Below are 16192 nucleotides of genomic sequence, written 5' to 3'. Positions count from 1 at the left end.
GACATCGCCGGATACATGTCAGCAGCCGCTCAGGATTGGATGATCCAGCCAAGCTCTCGGCGTGATGGCACTGTAGGCGTCACAGTCGAAGCATCTCATTGATCGTTTATGAGGCTTTCTTCGATGCCGCTGATGCCTGACGGGCGGTCGCAGCTGCAGGCGACAACACGCCTATTTAATTGGAAACAGTCGAGGTAAGCCAATTTGGCTTCCCGTTACTATTTGGAGAAAGAAATGCTGTGCCTAGGAATCAGCGGCGGACTTGACCAAGTCCATGAAAACCGATTCGAGCGTCCGAACGCCTTTATGCACGATGGCGCCGCGGTGCTCGTCCGAGACGGAAAGGTGATAGCCGCCGTAGAAGAGGAACGCCTCAATCGAATCAAGCACTCGAACAAGCTGCCAAGTGGTTCGATTCAATACTGTCTCTCGACGGCCGGGGTTCAGCTCAGCGACATTGATCGTGTCGCGGTCTACGCCAGCGAGCCCTATGCCAACGCCATGCTTGAAGGTATGTCCGCTTCCCAACCGGACATTCTCTCCACTCCGTTGGATGCTAAAATGTTGGTGCAGAACCTGTTAGCGCGTGAGTTCGGCACTAAGTTGGACAGTTCGCGTATTTCATTCGTAGGTCATCATCAGGCGCACGCCGTGAGCGCCTTTGCAATGTCGGGCTTCGAACAAAGTCTCATTCTAGCGATTGATGGCTGTGGTGATTTCCTGTCGGGCCTTGTGGCGGTAGGGTCTGGCACAGAAATTACGCAAATCGAGGCTTTCCCGGAGGACAATTCTCTTGGGCTGTTTTATCTCGAGACGATCCGCTGTCTCGGCTACGGCATGTTCGACGAGTATAAGGTAATGGGACTCGCGCCCTATGGCGACCCCGCTCCCTATCGCGAGCTCTTCGAGCAGTTGTACGAGCTCTCCGCCAACGGTGGCTACCGTGTTCACCTCGACCGCATCGGTCCGGCGTTGCTCCGCAACATCGAGATCAGGCGAAAGGGAATGCCTTTCACCCAGCAGCATCGAGATGTGAGTGCGTCACTGCAGGAAGCGCTTGAGCGGATCGTGTTCCACATTCTCCGGCACCACCGTGAGGCCACCGGCATGAAGCGGTTGTGTCTGGCGGGAGGGGTAGCCCACAACTGCACGATGAACGGCAAGCTGCTGTATTCAGGGCTTTTCGAAGACATCTTCGTGCAACCCGCGTCTCACGACGCTGGCTGCGCATTGGGAGCTGCGCTGATAGTCTCTAACGAGATGGGCCGCCCCGCGCCGCGTGAGCGACTGCAGGAGGTCTATTGGGGTCCTGATCTCGGGAGCGACCGCGCCGTGGAACAGGAACTGAATGCATGGTCCGGACATCTCGAGGTTGAACGCTCTTATGACGTAGCGAGCAGTGCAGCCCACTGGATCACCAACGGCGCCGTGATCGGCTGGGTGCAGGGTCGTTCGGAGTTTGGGCCACGTGCGCTGGGCAACCGCAGCATTCTTGCCGACCCTCGGCCCGCTGCAAACAAGGACCGGATCAATGCCATGGTCAAGAAGCGCGAAGGCTATAGGCCTTTCGCACCATCTGTGCTGGAAGAGGATGCGAGCGAATTTTTCGACCTCCCGGACGGTAAGCACGAATTTCCATTCATGAATTTCGTCGTTCGCGTGCGTGACTCAAAGCGCGCCTTGTTGGGTGCCATTACGCACGTCGACGGTACGGCTCGGCTGCAAACAGTATCGCGCGATGCCAACCCAGCTTACTGGGAGGTCATCAATGCCTTCAAGAAGCGGACAGGCACTCCAATTCTGCTCAATACGTCCTTTAACAACAATGCTGAACCGATCGTGGATACGGTTGCAGACGCGATTGCCACATTTTTGACGACAGAGCTGGATGGACTTGTGGTCGGGCCCTTCCTGGTAAAAAAACGGGCTGCAACGCTGCAGGATTGGACTGCGCTTGCGATTTCATTGCCTCCCTCAGTCTCCCTCCATCAAACCCGTGCTTACACAGCGCGAGATCATCAGGAGACTGTCTGCGAGATTATTCCGAACCACTCCAGCATTGACAGTGTGCGAATTTCAAACGACTTGTTTAATCTACTGATGCGGATCGAGGGCGAAGCCGTGTTGCGAGATCACCTCAATATGATTGAGCCGGATCAGGCCAGGCATGCAGCTCTAATGGAGGGCCTGCGAAGACTGTGGGAGCAGCGCCTGGTTCGGTTGCATCCCTCACAAGCTGGTCGGATGGATCATGGGTCCGATCAAACGCTGGACCAGCCCAATAAGCAATCAGCCTGATAGAGATGCACCTCAAGCTCGGCCAATCAAGGGTGTTTGTCGACCCCGCCTGCGAGCTCCCGCTGTGATTACGGGGTCGTCGCCTACGCGGCGGCGCCCACCAACATCTCCATCAGTCGCTTCGGCGACAAAGCCAATCATCTCCCGTAAGAGCAAGTGCTTTCGGGCAAGGTCTGCAGGTTCAAGGAGTTCGTTGAAGGCGCCGCCAGCTGGAGCTGCGTCGAGCGCATCATCGCGCATGGTCGAGCTCGGCGCCCAAGGGAAATCGCCCAATTCGACACGCGTGCGTTTGCGCTCATTCAAAACCGCTGCGCGGGTGGTCGAGGTGAAATCGGAAGTCCGTCTGTGCCAGCCGACGACGTTCCCGCAGCGCATCCTGCACATCGCCCTCGATCGCATTCCTCAACTCGCGACATACGACGGGGCGCAGGCGCCGGAAACGAACCCGCCCACCGCAACCTGCAAACTCCCGCCTGTCCTCACGACGGAGCAATCCTGTCGCCTGACCAGGCGCGTGGAAAAGCATCACAAGGGTGACCACAGCGTCGCTTCAGGCCGTCAAACGCTATTGCCGTGCGTCAAGGCGGACTAGGTGACCCGTCGGGAAGCCGGCACCAGCGGCTTTGTCGGGACAAGACACATGCTATTGGGATTTGACCGCCGCAGCCGCGAGCATCGCTTCTCCCATCGCAATGGCCCCTTGGGCACGCAGCATTTCGCCAGGGTTCTGAATGTCGCGCAACTCTTTGTTCTGGCTGAGTTTTGATTTTCCAACCAGGCCGGTGATCTCGATCTCCAAGGCGACGATTGCCCTGACCATCGTGTCGATGAAGTCCTTCGGCGCGTCGCCCATCTTCCATGGGACCGGCTGCGAGGCTTCTTGCATGTGAGTGAGCTTCGCCACGTTGCGGCGCACATACCGCTCATCATCCCGGACAGTGATGCGTCCGTGGGCATGGACGACGAGATAGTTCCAGGTCGGCACCTGCTTGTGGAATTCATGCTTGCTCGGATACCAGTTCGGCGAGATGTAAGCGTCGGCCTCACGGAAGATTACGAGAACCTCATCGCCATTGGCGACTTCCTCCCAGACTGGGTTCTTGCGAGCGACATGGCAATTGAGAACGCCCTTGTCTCCCTTCGAGCGGTCAAGCTCGAAAGGGAGGTGGTTCGCGTCCAGCGTGCCTTTGCTTTGGGTGACGAGGATACCCAGCGGGTGTCTCTCGATAAGGTCAAACAGGGCGTTCTGATCAGGGACGGCAAAATGAGGCGGAACGTACAACGGTTTATCTCCTGTCGCGAATGTGCGGTTGTTAGTAATCGGCGGGCCTTACGGAACGTGCCCCTGAATCTTCGCTGCCGTCGACGAGTGCCCCGGATTTCGGTGTCCACCACGCTCAAGCACCGCCATCGTGAAGTGGGCGGGCACATCAGATGCCGCCGCATATGAGTGAGGTTGGTCAGTGACAAGCCGCGCACTCTCGCCTTCGCTTAAAATTTCCACGTGGGTACCTACCACAACGCTCAGGGCACCCTGACTGACCGAGATCAGCTCGCGCGTATCCGGACTATGAGCGTCCGCGGAAAACACATCGCCCGGCATCATGACCCAGCTCCACAGTTCGAACATCGTGCGTCCCGAGGTCGACGAATGCAGTTGCGCAGAGCTTCCCTTGGCGCTCGTCCAAAGCCTCCTGGTCTCTGTCCGCTCGATCGGAAGGCGCACCGTGGAAAGGTGCTCGTTCAACAAATCGGCCACCGAGAGCGAAAACGCCGCCGCCAGCCGACACAGTATGCCGATACTGGGGTTCGCCCTACCCTGCTCCAGCGCGACCACGGTTCCCTTCGATAGGCCACTTAGTTTAGCCAGGCGATCCAGGGTCAGGCTTTGGTCACGCCTCAAGTCTCGGATCCGGGCTGCTATCGCTTGCCCAAGCGCTTGCTCGGCATCAAACGCTTCCGTAACATTGGTCATTATATTGACTTGGGTCCTCGGCTCACGTATTGCGGTCAGTATAATGACCGGCACGAAATTGCAACTGCCCGTTAGGAAGGAATAACCGATGCGTTTTGAGACGAAGGCGATCCACTGCGGCCGAGGTGTCGACGCGTCCACGGGGGCCGTATCCATGCCGCTGCACACCAGCACGACGTTCGAACGAGGCGCCAACGGGTCATTTCCGTCCGGCTTCGAATACACAAGGGATGGAAATCCGACACGCAATGCGTTCGAGGCGGCCATGGCGACGCTTGAGGGAGGGGGAGACGGCATCGCCTTCGCTTCGGGCATGGCCGCAATCGCTGCAATTTTCGAGAGCCATCCGTCGGCGGGTCGGATCGTTCTGCCGGATGACATGTATTTCGGCATTCGTTCGCTGATCGAAGAGACCGACATTGGGTCTCGCTTCGACTTTGCCCCCGTCGACATGCGCGATTTGGACGCTTTGCGCGCCGCGGTGACATCGAAGCGGACTGGCCTCGTCTGGGTCGAGACGCCGTCAAACCCGATGATCCGCGTTGTCGACATTGCGGCCATCTGCGCAATCGCGCACGAGGCAGACGCCTTGGCGGTGGTGGACAATACGTGGGCCACCCCAGTGCTTCAACGGCCACTCGAAATCGGGGCAGACGCGGTGATGCACTCGGCGACAAAGTACATTGGCGGCCACTCGGATTTGATGGCCGGTGTCGTCATTGTCCCAAACGCGTCACCCCTCGGTCGCCCATTGCGGATGGTCCAGAAACACAAGGGCAGCGTCGCAGCGCCCTTCGACTGTTGGCTGGCGTTGCGGGGCCTGCAGACATTGCCGGTCCGCATGCGCGCCCATTGCGAAGGCGCCCAGAAAGTGGCCGAGGCCCTGGCGTCTCATCCGCGCGTCGAAAAAGTGCTCTTTCCTGGTTTGCAAACTGATCCGGGACACGATCTTGCTACGCGGCAAATGAGCCATTACGGAGCGATGCTATCCTTTATCGTCGAGGGCGGAGCCGATGCTGCAATGGCCGTGGCCGGCCGCCTGAAGATTGTTGTCCGGGCGACAAGCCTTGGCGGGACGCATTCTCTGATAGAGCATCGCGCATCCGTTGAAGGTGCGAAGTCCAAAGCGCCAGGCGGATTGCTGCGAATTTCTGTAGGGCTTGAACATCCTCAGGACATTATAGATGACCTGATGCAGGCCCTAGGCGAAACCTGCAAAGCGGGAGTCCAATGACGGGTGCAAGAACTCTGGCGCCGCTTTACGTGACGGCTGGCGCAGCCGACGATCGGCAGAACAATGTTCCTGCTGAGTAGAACGCACGTCCTCTGGTGAACCGCTACCGCCGTGTCGCATTGTCTCGGGCGTGGTGGTCGCCTGGGTGATGAACGTCTTCGGGTTTCCGGACGATGGCCACGCGCTCGACCGGATAGCGGAAATACCCAGATTTGCCGTTGACCTACTGCTGCTCGACCTCGTCGGAGATCGCGGTCAACAGATGGGATGGATGTGCTGGCACTACGGCAGTTTGACAAGCCGGCCATCGGGGCGCTAGCACCGTCCAAAGCCAAGAGTCGCAGGGCAGAACTGACCGCACCCAGCGGGCTGCGGGACCCATCAGCTAACGGCCAGGTTGGTACCTCAAGGCGCATCAGCACCATGGATGTCACATTGTCCTTGTTGCGAGCGCGATTTCGGAACTTCGTTGTGACGCAGTCTGTGCACAGAGCGCACCGCTGTAAGCAAATGAGCGGACGAACGACACCCAGTGGAGGAGAGAAGTGATGCGGCGTCAAGATCCTCCGCGCTTTGCGGCAAACACACTGATCCCTCTTCACAACCCGGTCTTTCGTTCTATCTGGACAGCCACGCAGATATCCAGCCTTGGCTGGCTGGTGCAGAGCGTGGCTATAAGCTGGCTCATGGCGACGATTTCAGCCTCCGATCTAATGGTTGCGCTCGTACAGGCTGCATCGACACTGCCCGCGTTCTTCTTGTCGATCCTTGCTGGAGCCATTGCAGACAGCTTCAGCCGCCGCGGCGTGATGCTTGCCGGACACTGCCTTATCGCACTGGCATCCACGGCGCTGGCACTCGCTGTGGGACTGGGCTTTGTTAGTCCATGGCTGATCCTGGGACTGAGTTTCTTGGCCGGATGCGGCTTTGCCTTGAACGATCCAGCATGGCACGCGTCGGTAGGCGATATCCTGGAAAAGCGCGACATACCCGCCGCAGTGACGCTGATGTCGGTGGGCTACAACGTGGTTCGGAGCATAGGACCGGCGCTGGGCGGTGTAATCTTAGCTTTGCTAGGCCCCCTTACGGCTTTCGCCCTCGCTGCGCTGAGTGACTTGGTCCCGTTGAGCGCTGTTCTGCGCTCAAAGTGGCAAGTTCGCTTTTCGCCTCTTCCGCGCGAGCGGATGACTACGGCCATTCATGATGGCATGCGATTCACGGCAATATCCTCAGAGATCAGAGTGGCGATTGTGCGTGCAACCCTATTCGGGCTGTCAAGCATCTCGATCCTTGCTCTGCTCCCCCTCCTGGTTCGCGACCAGCTGGCGGGAGGGCCAATTGTTTACGGGGTGCTATTGGCTGGCTTCGGCACAGGCGCCTTCATAGCCGGCATTGGCAGCAGCTACTTGAGACGCATTACGTCCCAGAACCGATTGATCACGCTCGCATCCGTTGCTTGCGCAACGTGTTGCCTTTTGATGGCCCTCACATCGTCGGTGGCTGTGGCGGCGATCGCGCTTGCAATCGGTGGCGCTGGCTGGGTTGTCACCTGGACCGGAACCGACGTGTGTGTGCAGTTGGCAAGCCCCAGGTGGGTCGTTGGTCGGACCCTGTCCATCTATTACGCCCTGACCTACGGCGGCATGGCAGCGGGCAGCTGGATCTGGGGTGCTGTCGCGCAGTACTATTCGCTGACGTGGGCTTTGGAAGGTGCTGCAGCGGCACTGTTGCTGGTCGCGGCTGTGGGAAAGCTATTGCCAGTGCGGCTATGGGAGGAATCGGATCAAGCGGCCGTCGACTTCAGGCCACCAGAACTGGCCCTCCCTTTGAAACCCAGGAGCGGTCCGATCGTGATCAAGGTGGAGTACTCGATACCCGAGGAGAGTATCGATGAATTTCTGAGCTGCATGCGCGAAAGGCGGCGCGTTCAGAGCCGCGCCGGTGCGCGGGACTGGACCCTCCAGCGCGACCTTCAGAAGTCGACGCTTTGGACCGAGACATTCCGCACGCCGACATGGACGGACTATCTTCGTCTAAACCATCGGCTGACGGTGAATGACAGGGAGGTAGGCGAGCGCCTTGCCGCTCTGCACATGGGTGATTCTCCGCCTCGCATCTCACTTTCAATCGAGCGGTCGACAAGCCCCGCCCCCGGCAGCCAAGTCCAGCCTGTGCCTTTTGTATCGCGCCCGTGAGATAACCAAGACTTGTCTGGGCTTGGACACGGAACGAGCTACTCCTTGATTTGTCGAGCCTGCCCGGATTGCAAATCGTTCCGGCCGGTTAGGCGAGCATGAGAATTCGCGCGGCAATTATGTCAATCACGGGTCCCATGTTCAGCCCGCCCCCCTCTGCCGCCAGATCGGCTTGAGCACGGATTCAGGTCGCCCGTCCTTTGCATAGCGGCGGGCAACGAATAGCAAGGGGGCGGAGGGTATCCCCGTCTGCGAAGCGGGCAGAGGAGGAATCCGCAAGGCGGGTTGCTGGGGAGAGGGGTCGCGCGCCTCTTTCCGCCTCACTTAGAAAACGTGCGGCCAAGCACGTTCATGTCGGCCGTGGGCGGCCGCAACAATTGCCTACAAGGCGCAAGCGTCGTCACATATTAAGCGTAGCCGCGCGACAACCATCCGTGGTCACGCGCAATCCTGCGAATTGTCAAGCGGAGACAACGATCGCGGCACCAAGCAAAGTGGCGAACCCGATTCTGCTCGGGAGATCCCAAAGCTCTCCGAACCCTATTAGATCCATGAAGCGAAACACGGCGCCCTGAAGCAGGTAAAGCAGCAGTGTGCTCTGACCAAGCTCCACCGCAACAAAGCGAGCTACGCGAGTTGAATGGCCAACTCTCCAGCATAGGAACATAAGCTGCATTGTGACTGCAGAAGTTGCTACGGAGCCAATGAACATCAGCAACACTTGTCTCGCCGACTCTCCATCGTAGATCGAAACGAGATTGTTGTAGACGTAAGTCCCTTCCCCAAACAAGAAAGCACACTCACGGCGTGCCGAGCAGCTTGGCCAAGGAGCCGCACTGGGGCCTCCGGAGTGAGTGTTATCGCTCAAGCAGCCACGTCGGCGCGGCCTAAAATCTTCGATGAGCGCGTCAGGAGAGCGTCGATCTCCACATTTCTTCCAGGAGATCGTCCCCACATCATCATGGCCACGGCTCTAACGGGCTGGTGCCCTCCCTTTCCCGTTTTTTGTCTCGATGCTCGGTTGCGCCGCCCGCCGGGGCAAGGCAAAAAAATCGTCGAGGCTGAGCCCCCACTGCGGCTTCGGCGAAATATTCATCCACGGGTTCGCATCACCGCGGGCAGCGGGCGAGTTCGTCGATAGGAGTGCGGATGGAAGTAGGCGATGCACATCGTCACCAGCGGCTCAGATTGTGTGAGGTCCACGGCTCGCTGGTTTCCGCCGACGACGGCGCGGACGGCATCGGTATGCGCAGAGCGGGTCCGTCGGCTTGGCGTCAGTTTCGGGGCAAGGGGCTATTGCTGGTCGCGCGGCGCTGAGTTGGGCGGAAGGATCGACGGCGCAACCCGGGGCTCCCGCGCGACGAGCAGGTTTTTTCCCGGTCTGACCTGGCCTCGACTCCAGATGTCGCGATGACCGACGTGGCCGGCGCGATTGAACGGGTCTCATGCCCAAAGCTGCCTCGGTGCCCAGTAGCGGCACCGCATGACCCACCCGGCGCTGCTCGAAGTAAACCGCGGCCAGCCAACATCCGAAGGTGCGCCAGACCCGATGTCGCGGCGGCCTGATGGCTCCGGCGCCGTGCCGCGGCAGAAAGCTGCCGATCTCGTCTGGCATGGTCGCTGACCGCATCGTCACCCGGGCCATCGCAGCGACTTTTCTCCGTTACAAAGTCCCCGCGGGACGGACTGCCAGTTCACGCCAGGGCCAACAGCACCCGCAGGGGCGGCCGCCGCGTCTGCCGGTCCTGCGAGTAGAATAAGATCGGGAAGTGCGGCTTCATCCTCGATGCCAGAGCTCGCTTCGCCGTACCGCGGCCGCCATAGCCCCTTGCGCTATCACGAGTCAGCCCACCTTTCTAGCTGGCAGCCATCGGGAGCCGATCCGCAACCACAGGGCGGCACCTGTCGGCCCGGCTTCCGTGTCAACGCAGAACATGATGCATATTCCCAGCGCTTTTTGACAGAGCGAACTACAAAATGCAGAACACTGACTCTCCGCCAAATGAATGCTGCGAGCAAGCAGCAGGCGGAGGAACTCCGTCTGGGCTGAGTACCTGTTTCAACGTGAACAAATAAATTGTAGCCAGTTCACGAAACGCCAGGCCCGCTCCTCTGCCGTCCGATCGTCCAGGAAATCCCCTCGGCGCGCACCACGCCAGACACCTCCTTGCCGATATGATGCTCAAGCACCGGCCGCCAGGGCACCAGCGTGAACTCGCGCGATTTCTCGATGACAGCGTATTTTCCGCCGGCGAGCTCGACGCAGCGGCGCAGCGTACCGTCTATTCGATTGCCATGCTGCGCTTCAGAATACGAGAGCCCGAGTTCGTCCGAGAGCTGACTGGCAACACGGTTCAGCTCTCGTTGGCGCAGCATTGAAAGCATGTTGGCGCGATAGATGACCCGATCCTGCGCATCTTGGGCAAGACCTTGCGCGATCAGCCACTGCTGTCGGCGGGCCTGGACCTGACGTACTTCTCGACCGAAGCCAGAGTCGCGCAAGGACTCATGGTGGGCTGATACCAGCTCCTGGTCGGTCCAGGTGGCGCCGTCAAAGCCTACTTGGCTCTCCAGCGGCATTGATGAGAGCTTGTCGACGACAACAGGCTGGGCCCTCGCTCGTTGACGCTCGTAATCCGCGACGCGGTTGAGATGGTCGGGCGCGACTGTCCATGTGCCGTCCGGCTCGCGCTCGACGCCACCGGTCGCACGGCGGATCGCCTCCAGTCGCCGCACGTGCGTTTCGGCAAAGCGTTCGGTGGCCGAGGGGTCATGCTTGAGATGGATATCGATGCTGTAGCGCCCGTCGTTGACCGTGGCGATGCCGGCAATTGTGCGGTCGACTTTTCTTGGCCCGGTGTCCCTCGGCCTGATCCGCACTATGCAGCCTTCTGGTGTCGGTTGGGTGGCCCCGCCTTTGCCGATATCAAAATAGTGGCTTTTGCCGTCCACGCCGTCGACGACGAGGTAATGGCGGTCAGTGATTTCGTCGGCCAGCCCGCGCCCGACGACACGTCCGACCACGGTTTGGGCCGACCCGTCGGATCGATCGTGGATAAGATAGTCGGCGGCACTGCGGACGAGCCCCTTGCCGGTCAGCTCGCGATGGATGGTCTTGACAATGTCGCCGCGCTCGCCGATGCGGCGTAGCGTGGCTTCGAGATCATCCTCCAGGCGCCAGCGACCCGAAGGCATCTCCTCGGCGAGGCCCATCCGCTCGAGCTTGCGCAGGCGGCCCTGGTGCAGCGTCTGGCGAAAGGTGTCTCGGCTGGCTGGTGAGACATGCCCCTCGTCGCGCATGCGCATCAGCTGCCGGTCGATGCTGGTGAAGCGTTCCTGCTCCATCTCCTGGCGCAAGCGCTGCTCGATCTCGCGGTCGGTGCGCGGGCCAAGGTCGAGGCTAACCAGTTCGGCTGCGCGCTCGCGCAGGCCAGAGGAGATGTAGTCCCGCGCGATGACGAGGTTTTCGCCGTGATCGTCCCTGCCGCGCACGATGATGTGGGTGTGAGGATGGCCGGTGTTGAAATGGTCGACGGCCACCCAGTCTAGCCTGGTGCCGAGGTCTTCTTCCATTTGCGCCATGAGGCGCCGGGTGAGCAGCTTCAGGTCATCATACTCGATACCGTCTTCAGGGGCGACGATGAAGCGGAACTGATGACGGTCACCGTTCGCGCGATCGAGAAAGGCCCTGCCGTCCGCGTGGTCTTTGTCGGCAGCGTAGAGCTCGCCACGCTCGCCTTCCCGGGTGACGCCGTCGCGCTGGAGGTAGCGGAGGTGCGCACGAGCTCCGTCGACTCCCTTGCCGGCCAGCTTGACGATGCGTGCCTTGACGACTGCGCGCCGCTGCCGAAACGCCGCGTGGCGGTCGCGTGCTCTAAGAACGGCGGCAGCAGCCCCGCCGCGCCCCACCCGGCTTCCGATGAAGCGGCTGCCGCGTCCGCTCCTGCCGCCTGCTCGGTTGACCGCGGCCTGGACCTGGCCAGCGTAGCGTTTGCCCGCCTTCGAGCCGCGCGAGCCAATTTTGCCGAGCCTCGGCGTGAATTCGTCATCCTGCATGCGGCCTCCGATGAACCAGCAGCAAAATCAGAGGCTTGCGCGCCAGACCCTCCTGGACCCGCAGGCAACCTCCCGGGAAAACGATGTGCAGACAAACACTTCGCCGCCTCAGGAGGCGATGCCTTTATCTTGCCTTCCGCGGACCTGCCTCCCTGCCCCCGCCCGAACCACGGTAGCCGCTGCCCTCACCTGCGATCCGGCCGGCCTGACCTTGCTCGCTCCGATCCGAGCGGCACCAGGATTTGGCCATTCGGGCCGGTCACGGAAACACCGTTTCGGAGGAAAAACAGCGACTGCCCGGACGGGATTCCCGGCGCGGTTTTGGAAGGGGATTTGTCGGTGAGCGCGTCCATATCGGCGGCCGAAATGCCCGCCGCCTTGACCTCTTCCAGATACGAAACCGTCTCGCTGGGCAGTGGCCGCCCACGCTGCAAATGCTGTTCGTAGCGCTCCGGCCCGGCGTTATAGGCTGCAAACAGGCCTGGAAATCCGAAGCGGTCATACATGGCGCGCAGATAGGCAGTGCCTGCCAGAATGTTGTCGCGAGGGTCGTGCGGGGCGGCTCCCAGGCCAAGCTCTGCGCGCAACTCCTCGTAGGTGCCTGGCATCACCTGCATGAGGCCAATGGCGCCGGCGCTCGACGTGACCGGCCGCCCATTGAGCGTCGTCTGCCCCCGGCTTTCGGCATGCATGACGGCATAAATCCAGGTCTGTGGAATGCTGAAACGCCGGCTTGCTTCGGCTACGAAGGGCTGCCATCTTGCAAGCTGCGGACTATGGGAGATGACGACCGGCTTCGTGTTGGTCGCGGCGGAACAGGCGCATGGTGCGAGAGACACCATGCCCAGCATCAGGAGGGTCACTCGGTCCATAGCGGCACGAGCCTCCCGATGATATTTTTGGTCGGCACCGGCCCGAAATAGCGGCTGTCGAACGAGCGATTTTTATCGCTGCCGAGTAGGAAAACCTCGGCATCGGCGAGCTTTCGGCAGGCATTCCACCAAGGCAGCGGACGGTGCTGCGTGTCGGTTGCAAGCCGGCGCGCGACAATCTCGCCGCCGATGATGATGGCGTCGCCGAAGGCGCAGACATGCTCGCCAGGCAGCGCGGCAAGGTGCTTGACCAGCGGCACGTTGCTGGGCAGATAGAAGCGTTCGGCGGCCAGATCGACGACCGGTTTTGGCGGGCGGACGAGTACGAGATCACCAAGAGCCGGCGATCCGGACGCGACGCGATAGAGGCCGACCGGCGCACTCGCCGAGGCGTTCCAGACCAGCCAGGGCGATGGTTTGCCGAAGGCGGCGAAGCCGATCAGGGCAAGGCCCATCGTGGCCACGGCGATCGTCTTGCGCGCCCGAATGCGCCGCAGATGGCTGCCGATCAGATGGATGGTGGGACGCCGGCTCATGAGCGGCCTCCCTCGCCGGCCGAGCCGGAATCGTGCCCGCCGTCCTCGGGCCCGGTCTCCTGCGCGTGCCCCTTCGACCAATCGTCGAGTTCGTCGATGTGATAGCGGACATAGCGGCCGTGCTTGCGGAATTGCGGGCCGCCGCCTTTGAGGCGCATCTTCTCCAGCGTGCGCTGGGACAGCCCGATATAGAAGGCCGCCTGCGCGGTATTGAGAAACGGACTGCCCTTCTTGGCGCGGGCTGCGCGTTCGTTTTCGTCGTCCATGATGATCCTCGTTTCGCTACGGACAAGCGAAGGCGAGGATCGGCGAGCGAGATCGTTTTGGGGACGGGCGAAGAGTGGGGGGCGAGTTTTCGCCGCCCCCTTCCCCTCACGGGTCCTGAGAGAGGCCCCGCGCCGGTGGCGGCGCGGGGCTTTCCGGATCGGCCGGTCAGTCGACCGGGTTCCAGATGATGGCGTAAGTGTCGTCGTCATCCTGGCCGGCGGCGCGGCCGAGATTGGCGTAGAGCTTGCGGGGGCCAAACTCGGGGGCGGCAATCGACAGGCTCACATAGTCCTTGCCGGAGGTCTCGCCGGTGCGGATCCAGCCCGCACCCACTTCGATCCCTTGCGTCAGCACCCGGAAGTCGGGATGGGTGTCGGCGCTCTTTGCCTGATTGGGCACGATATCGATGTCGGCGCGGACGCTGAGCGTCTTGAGCTGGCCCTTGTAGCCGCCGTTTTCCTGTTTGGTGACGTATCCGATCGCGGTCATTTCCAGTCTCCTCTTGGTGCTCGCAGGGGACCATTCCCCTGCGATGGCGGACCGTGATGGGCGCGTCCGGACCGCCGGAACCGGGACGGCCGCAGCGATAGCGGAGGACCCGCGCGGGCAGCTTTTTTGAAGCGAAGCGGCGCGAGGAAGCCGCCGCAGGCGGCGGGGAAAAAAGCTGCCGGCGAGGGTTTCGGGCGGGCCGGATCCGCCCATAGGTCGACAGCCAGCCGCAGGGGAATGGTCCCTGAGACACAATGGAGACAGGTGGCGCGATCGGTGACACAAGAAGCCGGCGGCAATGCAGAGCGCCGGCTGCGCGGGCTCTGTCGGCAACCGGATCGGACAATTGGCCCCATGCGCCTTTGGCGCCTCAGCAAGCAACCCGGCGCGGTGCGGGGCTGCCGAAATGGGGCGAACTGGCGTCGGAATTTCTCGCGCGCGGCACTGGCTCGACAAGACGCCCAATCGGCAGCCGGCGTGGCCCGTAGCGGCGCGCGCGACCTGAGCGGCGGTAATCGAGAGAACCGCCGCTCGGGCCCTGATCGACTATTCGCGCACGAACAGCGGCTGCACCTGTGTCCACTGATCGGCGGTGCGGAAGCCGCCGCGGCTGGTGTAGCTTTGGGCCGGGAATTTCATCCAGCGCGGCAGCCAGGTCTCGACCCTGGGGCGGCCATTCTCGCCCGCCAGGAAGTCGCGGATGATGTTCTTTTGCGTCTTGACCTTCTCGGCGACATTGCCGTCCGCGACCAGCTTGCCGCCGACGTCGGCCAGCATCGAATTGGCGATTTCCTTGTCGCGCAAGAGGTCGAAGAAGGCATCGTCCGGTTGCCACCATATGCCCATGTCGACGTTCAGGTGGTTGCCGAGCGCCTCGATGACGGCGCTGCCGGCTGCAAGCGTCTCGGCCATGACAAGGGTGAGAACGCGCATGACATCGTCGTCGCAGAGCGCCAAGAGGCGCGCGAACACGCCGGCGATAGCAACGGCGTCGCCATTGCCGCCGGCGACCAAGCTATCCTCATCCGGTGATCCGAGCAGGGCCAATACCTCGCGCCGCTTTTTGCCGAATGCGGCTTCAGCCTTGCAGCCGGCAAGGCTGGCAGTCACCGTCTCGTTGGCTGCGCGCTGCGGCTCGGGCCGCACCTGCCACAGGCCCGAACCGGTGATGGCGTGCGCCACCACGAGGCGCAGCGCCACGGCGGGATGGTCGAGCATGGCCGCGCGCACGGCGGCATGGCGATGCAGATCGATATAGTTCTGCATCGGGCCGGTGACTTCGGGGCGCGGCAGCTTGGCGGCTGTTTCTTCTTGCTCGCCGCCCTCGCGGGCGCGGCGGGCTTCCTTGCGTGACAGCCAGCCCTCGTGACACTCGACCTCGCCGCGATGCGAGACAGTGATGACGATCTTGCCGCCCTTCTTCTTCGGGGTCTTCTCGTGGTCCCATGCGTGGAAATACTGGCCCGGTTCCAGCAGCACAACCTCGCTCCAGCCCTCGTTGAGATAGGTGTCGCGTTTGGTGGCAATCGCTTCGTTCTGCTTTTGCCAGAACAGGTCGGCATCGGCGAAATAGCTGTCCTCGCCGAACAAGTCCGAGGTGATCAGGCCGGGATACTCCTCGATGGCAAACAGCGCCACCTTGGTGGAAATCGACTGGCCGCCGAACAGCCATTGCTTCAATTGATAGCCACGCGGCGCGTATTGATCGGGATCGGCACAGAGTGCCAGCCAGTCCTTCTGCTGCGCCTTGGAAGCCATGGTGAGATGGCGCACCGTCTCGGTATCGATCTCCTCGCGCCGATAGGCTTCGCGGATTTTGGGCAAGAGGTCGCCAAGCGCCAGAATGCGTTTGACCTTGAGATCAGTGATGCCGAAGGTCACAGCGATGTCGGGAACGGTGCGGCCTTGCCTGACAAGCCGCGAAAACGTCTCCCATTGCGATACTTCGTCAGGATCGAGGCGGGCGAGGTTTTCGATCAGCGAAGCTTCCAGCGCATCGGCGTCGTCACCGTCCTCCATGATGGCGCAGGGCAAGGGATCGCCTTCGCCGCGCTCGTCGGCAAGCGATTTCGCGGCGAAATAGCGCCGCCTGCCGGCGACGATCTCGAAGGTTTCCGGCTGGCCGTTCGGCCGCACAAGGAGTGGCACCAGCACGCCGCGCGCACGCACGGAGGGCAGGATGTCGGATATGTCGGGCGCGCGTTTTCCATGGCGCATGTTGAGCGCGGAAATGTTGAGCTGATCCAAGGGAATGTGGGCAAGCTGCATGG

12 protein-coding genes and 1 pseudogene are annotated in these 16192 nt (G+C 61.5%); 4 read left to right on the top strand and 9 right to left on the bottom strand.

The annotated features are described in order from the left end of the window. The first annotated feature begins 234 nt into the window (after positions 1 to 234). A complete protein-coding gene (locus NLY44_RS28910; protein ID WP_023708043.1) occupies positions 235 to 2298 on the top strand; it encodes a carbamoyltransferase family protein in 2064 nt (687 codons plus the stop codon). Between the two features lie 238 nt (positions 2299 to 2536). Further along, positions 2537 to 2890 carry a hypothetical protein gene (locus NLY44_RS28905; RefSeq protein ID WP_023806673.1) on the top strand — a complete coding sequence of 118 codons (354 nt, stop codon included), beginning with the start codon at positions 2537 to 2539 and terminating at the stop codon, positions 2888 to 2890. A 51-nt stretch (positions 2891 to 2941) separates the two neighbouring features. Here the strand turns inward: NLY44_RS28905 and NLY44_RS28900 are convergent, their stop codons facing one another. Both NLY44_RS28900 and NLY44_RS28895 read right to left on the bottom strand, forming a co-directional pair. Beyond that, complete coding sequence (locus NLY44_RS28900; RefSeq protein WP_023672382.1) at positions 2942 to 3580, bottom strand: FMN-binding negative transcriptional regulator; 639 nt, start codon at positions 3578 to 3580, stop codon at positions 2942 to 2944. Positions 3581 to 3628: 48 nt separating this feature from the next. Continuing rightward, the gene (locus NLY44_RS28895) at positions 3629 to 4273 is read right to left on the bottom strand and encodes a helix-turn-helix domain-containing protein (protein WP_032902629.1); all 645 of its coding nucleotides are present in this window, start codon (positions 4271 to 4273) and stop codon (positions 3629 to 3631) included. Positions 4274 to 4361: 88 nt separating this feature from the next. Between NLY44_RS28895 and NLY44_RS28890 the strand changes: the two genes are divergently transcribed. Beyond that, the gene (locus tag NLY44_RS28890) at positions 4362 to 5507 is read left to right on the top strand and encodes a trans-sulfuration enzyme family protein (protein ID WP_023806671.1); all 1146 of its coding nucleotides are present in this window, start codon (positions 4362 to 4364) and stop codon (positions 5505 to 5507) included. A gap of 548 nt (positions 5508 to 6055) precedes the next feature. Then, positions 6056 to 7702, top strand: coding sequence for an MFS transporter (locus NLY44_RS28885; protein ID WP_023704122.1), 1647 nt, complete (start codon positions 6056 to 6058; stop codon positions 7700 to 7702). Between the two features lie 407 nt (positions 7703 to 8109). Here the strand turns inward: NLY44_RS28885 and NLY44_RS33100 are convergent. The 7 genes and pseudogenes from NLY44_RS33100 to NLY44_RS28850 all read right to left on the bottom strand — a co-directional run. Then, positions 8110 to 8502: pseudogene (locus NLY44_RS33100) on the bottom strand (nodulation factor fucose acetyltransferase NolL); the annotation flags it as partial. A 1288-nt stretch (positions 8503 to 9790) separates the two neighbouring features. Further along, positions 9791 to 11758: a relaxase/mobilization nuclease RlxS gene (rlxS, locus tag NLY44_RS28875; RefSeq protein WP_023806670.1), complete on the bottom strand. Its 1968-nt coding sequence runs from the start codon at positions 11756 to 11758 to the stop codon at positions 9791 to 9793. A 185-nt stretch (positions 11759 to 11943) separates the two neighbouring features. Then, positions 11944 to 12630, bottom strand: a complete 687-nt coding sequence (locus tag NLY44_RS28870) for a lytic transglycosylase domain-containing protein (protein ID WP_023806669.1) — start codon at positions 12628 to 12630, stop codon at positions 11944 to 11946. Further along, positions 12618 to 13166 carry a S26 family signal peptidase gene (locus NLY44_RS28865; RefSeq protein ID WP_023806668.1) on the bottom strand — a complete coding sequence of 183 codons (549 nt, stop codon included), beginning with the start codon at positions 13164 to 13166 and terminating at the stop codon, positions 12618 to 12620. Before NLY44_RS28865 ends, NLY44_RS28870 begins: the two co-directional genes overlap by 13 nt. Next, a complete protein-coding gene (locus tag NLY44_RS28860; RefSeq protein WP_023672373.1) occupies positions 13163 to 13432 on the bottom strand; it encodes a helix-turn-helix transcriptional regulator in 270 nt (89 codons plus the stop codon). Before NLY44_RS28860 ends, NLY44_RS28865 begins: the two co-directional genes overlap by 4 nt. Positions 13433 to 13598: 166 nt before the next feature. Continuing rightward, the gene (locus tag NLY44_RS28855) at positions 13599 to 13922 is read right to left on the bottom strand and encodes a DUF736 domain-containing protein (protein WP_023747246.1); all 324 of its coding nucleotides are present in this window, start codon (positions 13920 to 13922) and stop codon (positions 13599 to 13601) included. 546 nt (positions 13923 to 14468) lie between these two features. Beyond that, a complete protein-coding gene (locus tag NLY44_RS28850; protein WP_286456154.1) occupies positions 14469 to 16190 on the bottom strand; it encodes a ParB/RepB/Spo0J family partition protein in 1722 nt (573 codons plus the stop codon). Positions 16191 to 16192 lie beyond the last annotated feature (2 nt).

The sequence above is a fragment of the Mesorhizobium sp. C089B genome (assembly GCF_030323125.1).
In the GTDB taxonomy this organism is placed as follows: domain Bacteria; phylum Pseudomonadota; class Alphaproteobacteria; order Rhizobiales; family Rhizobiaceae; genus Mesorhizobium.
Note: the sequence above shows the minus strand (reverse complement) of the source record. Positions and strands in the feature narration are given on the sequence as shown.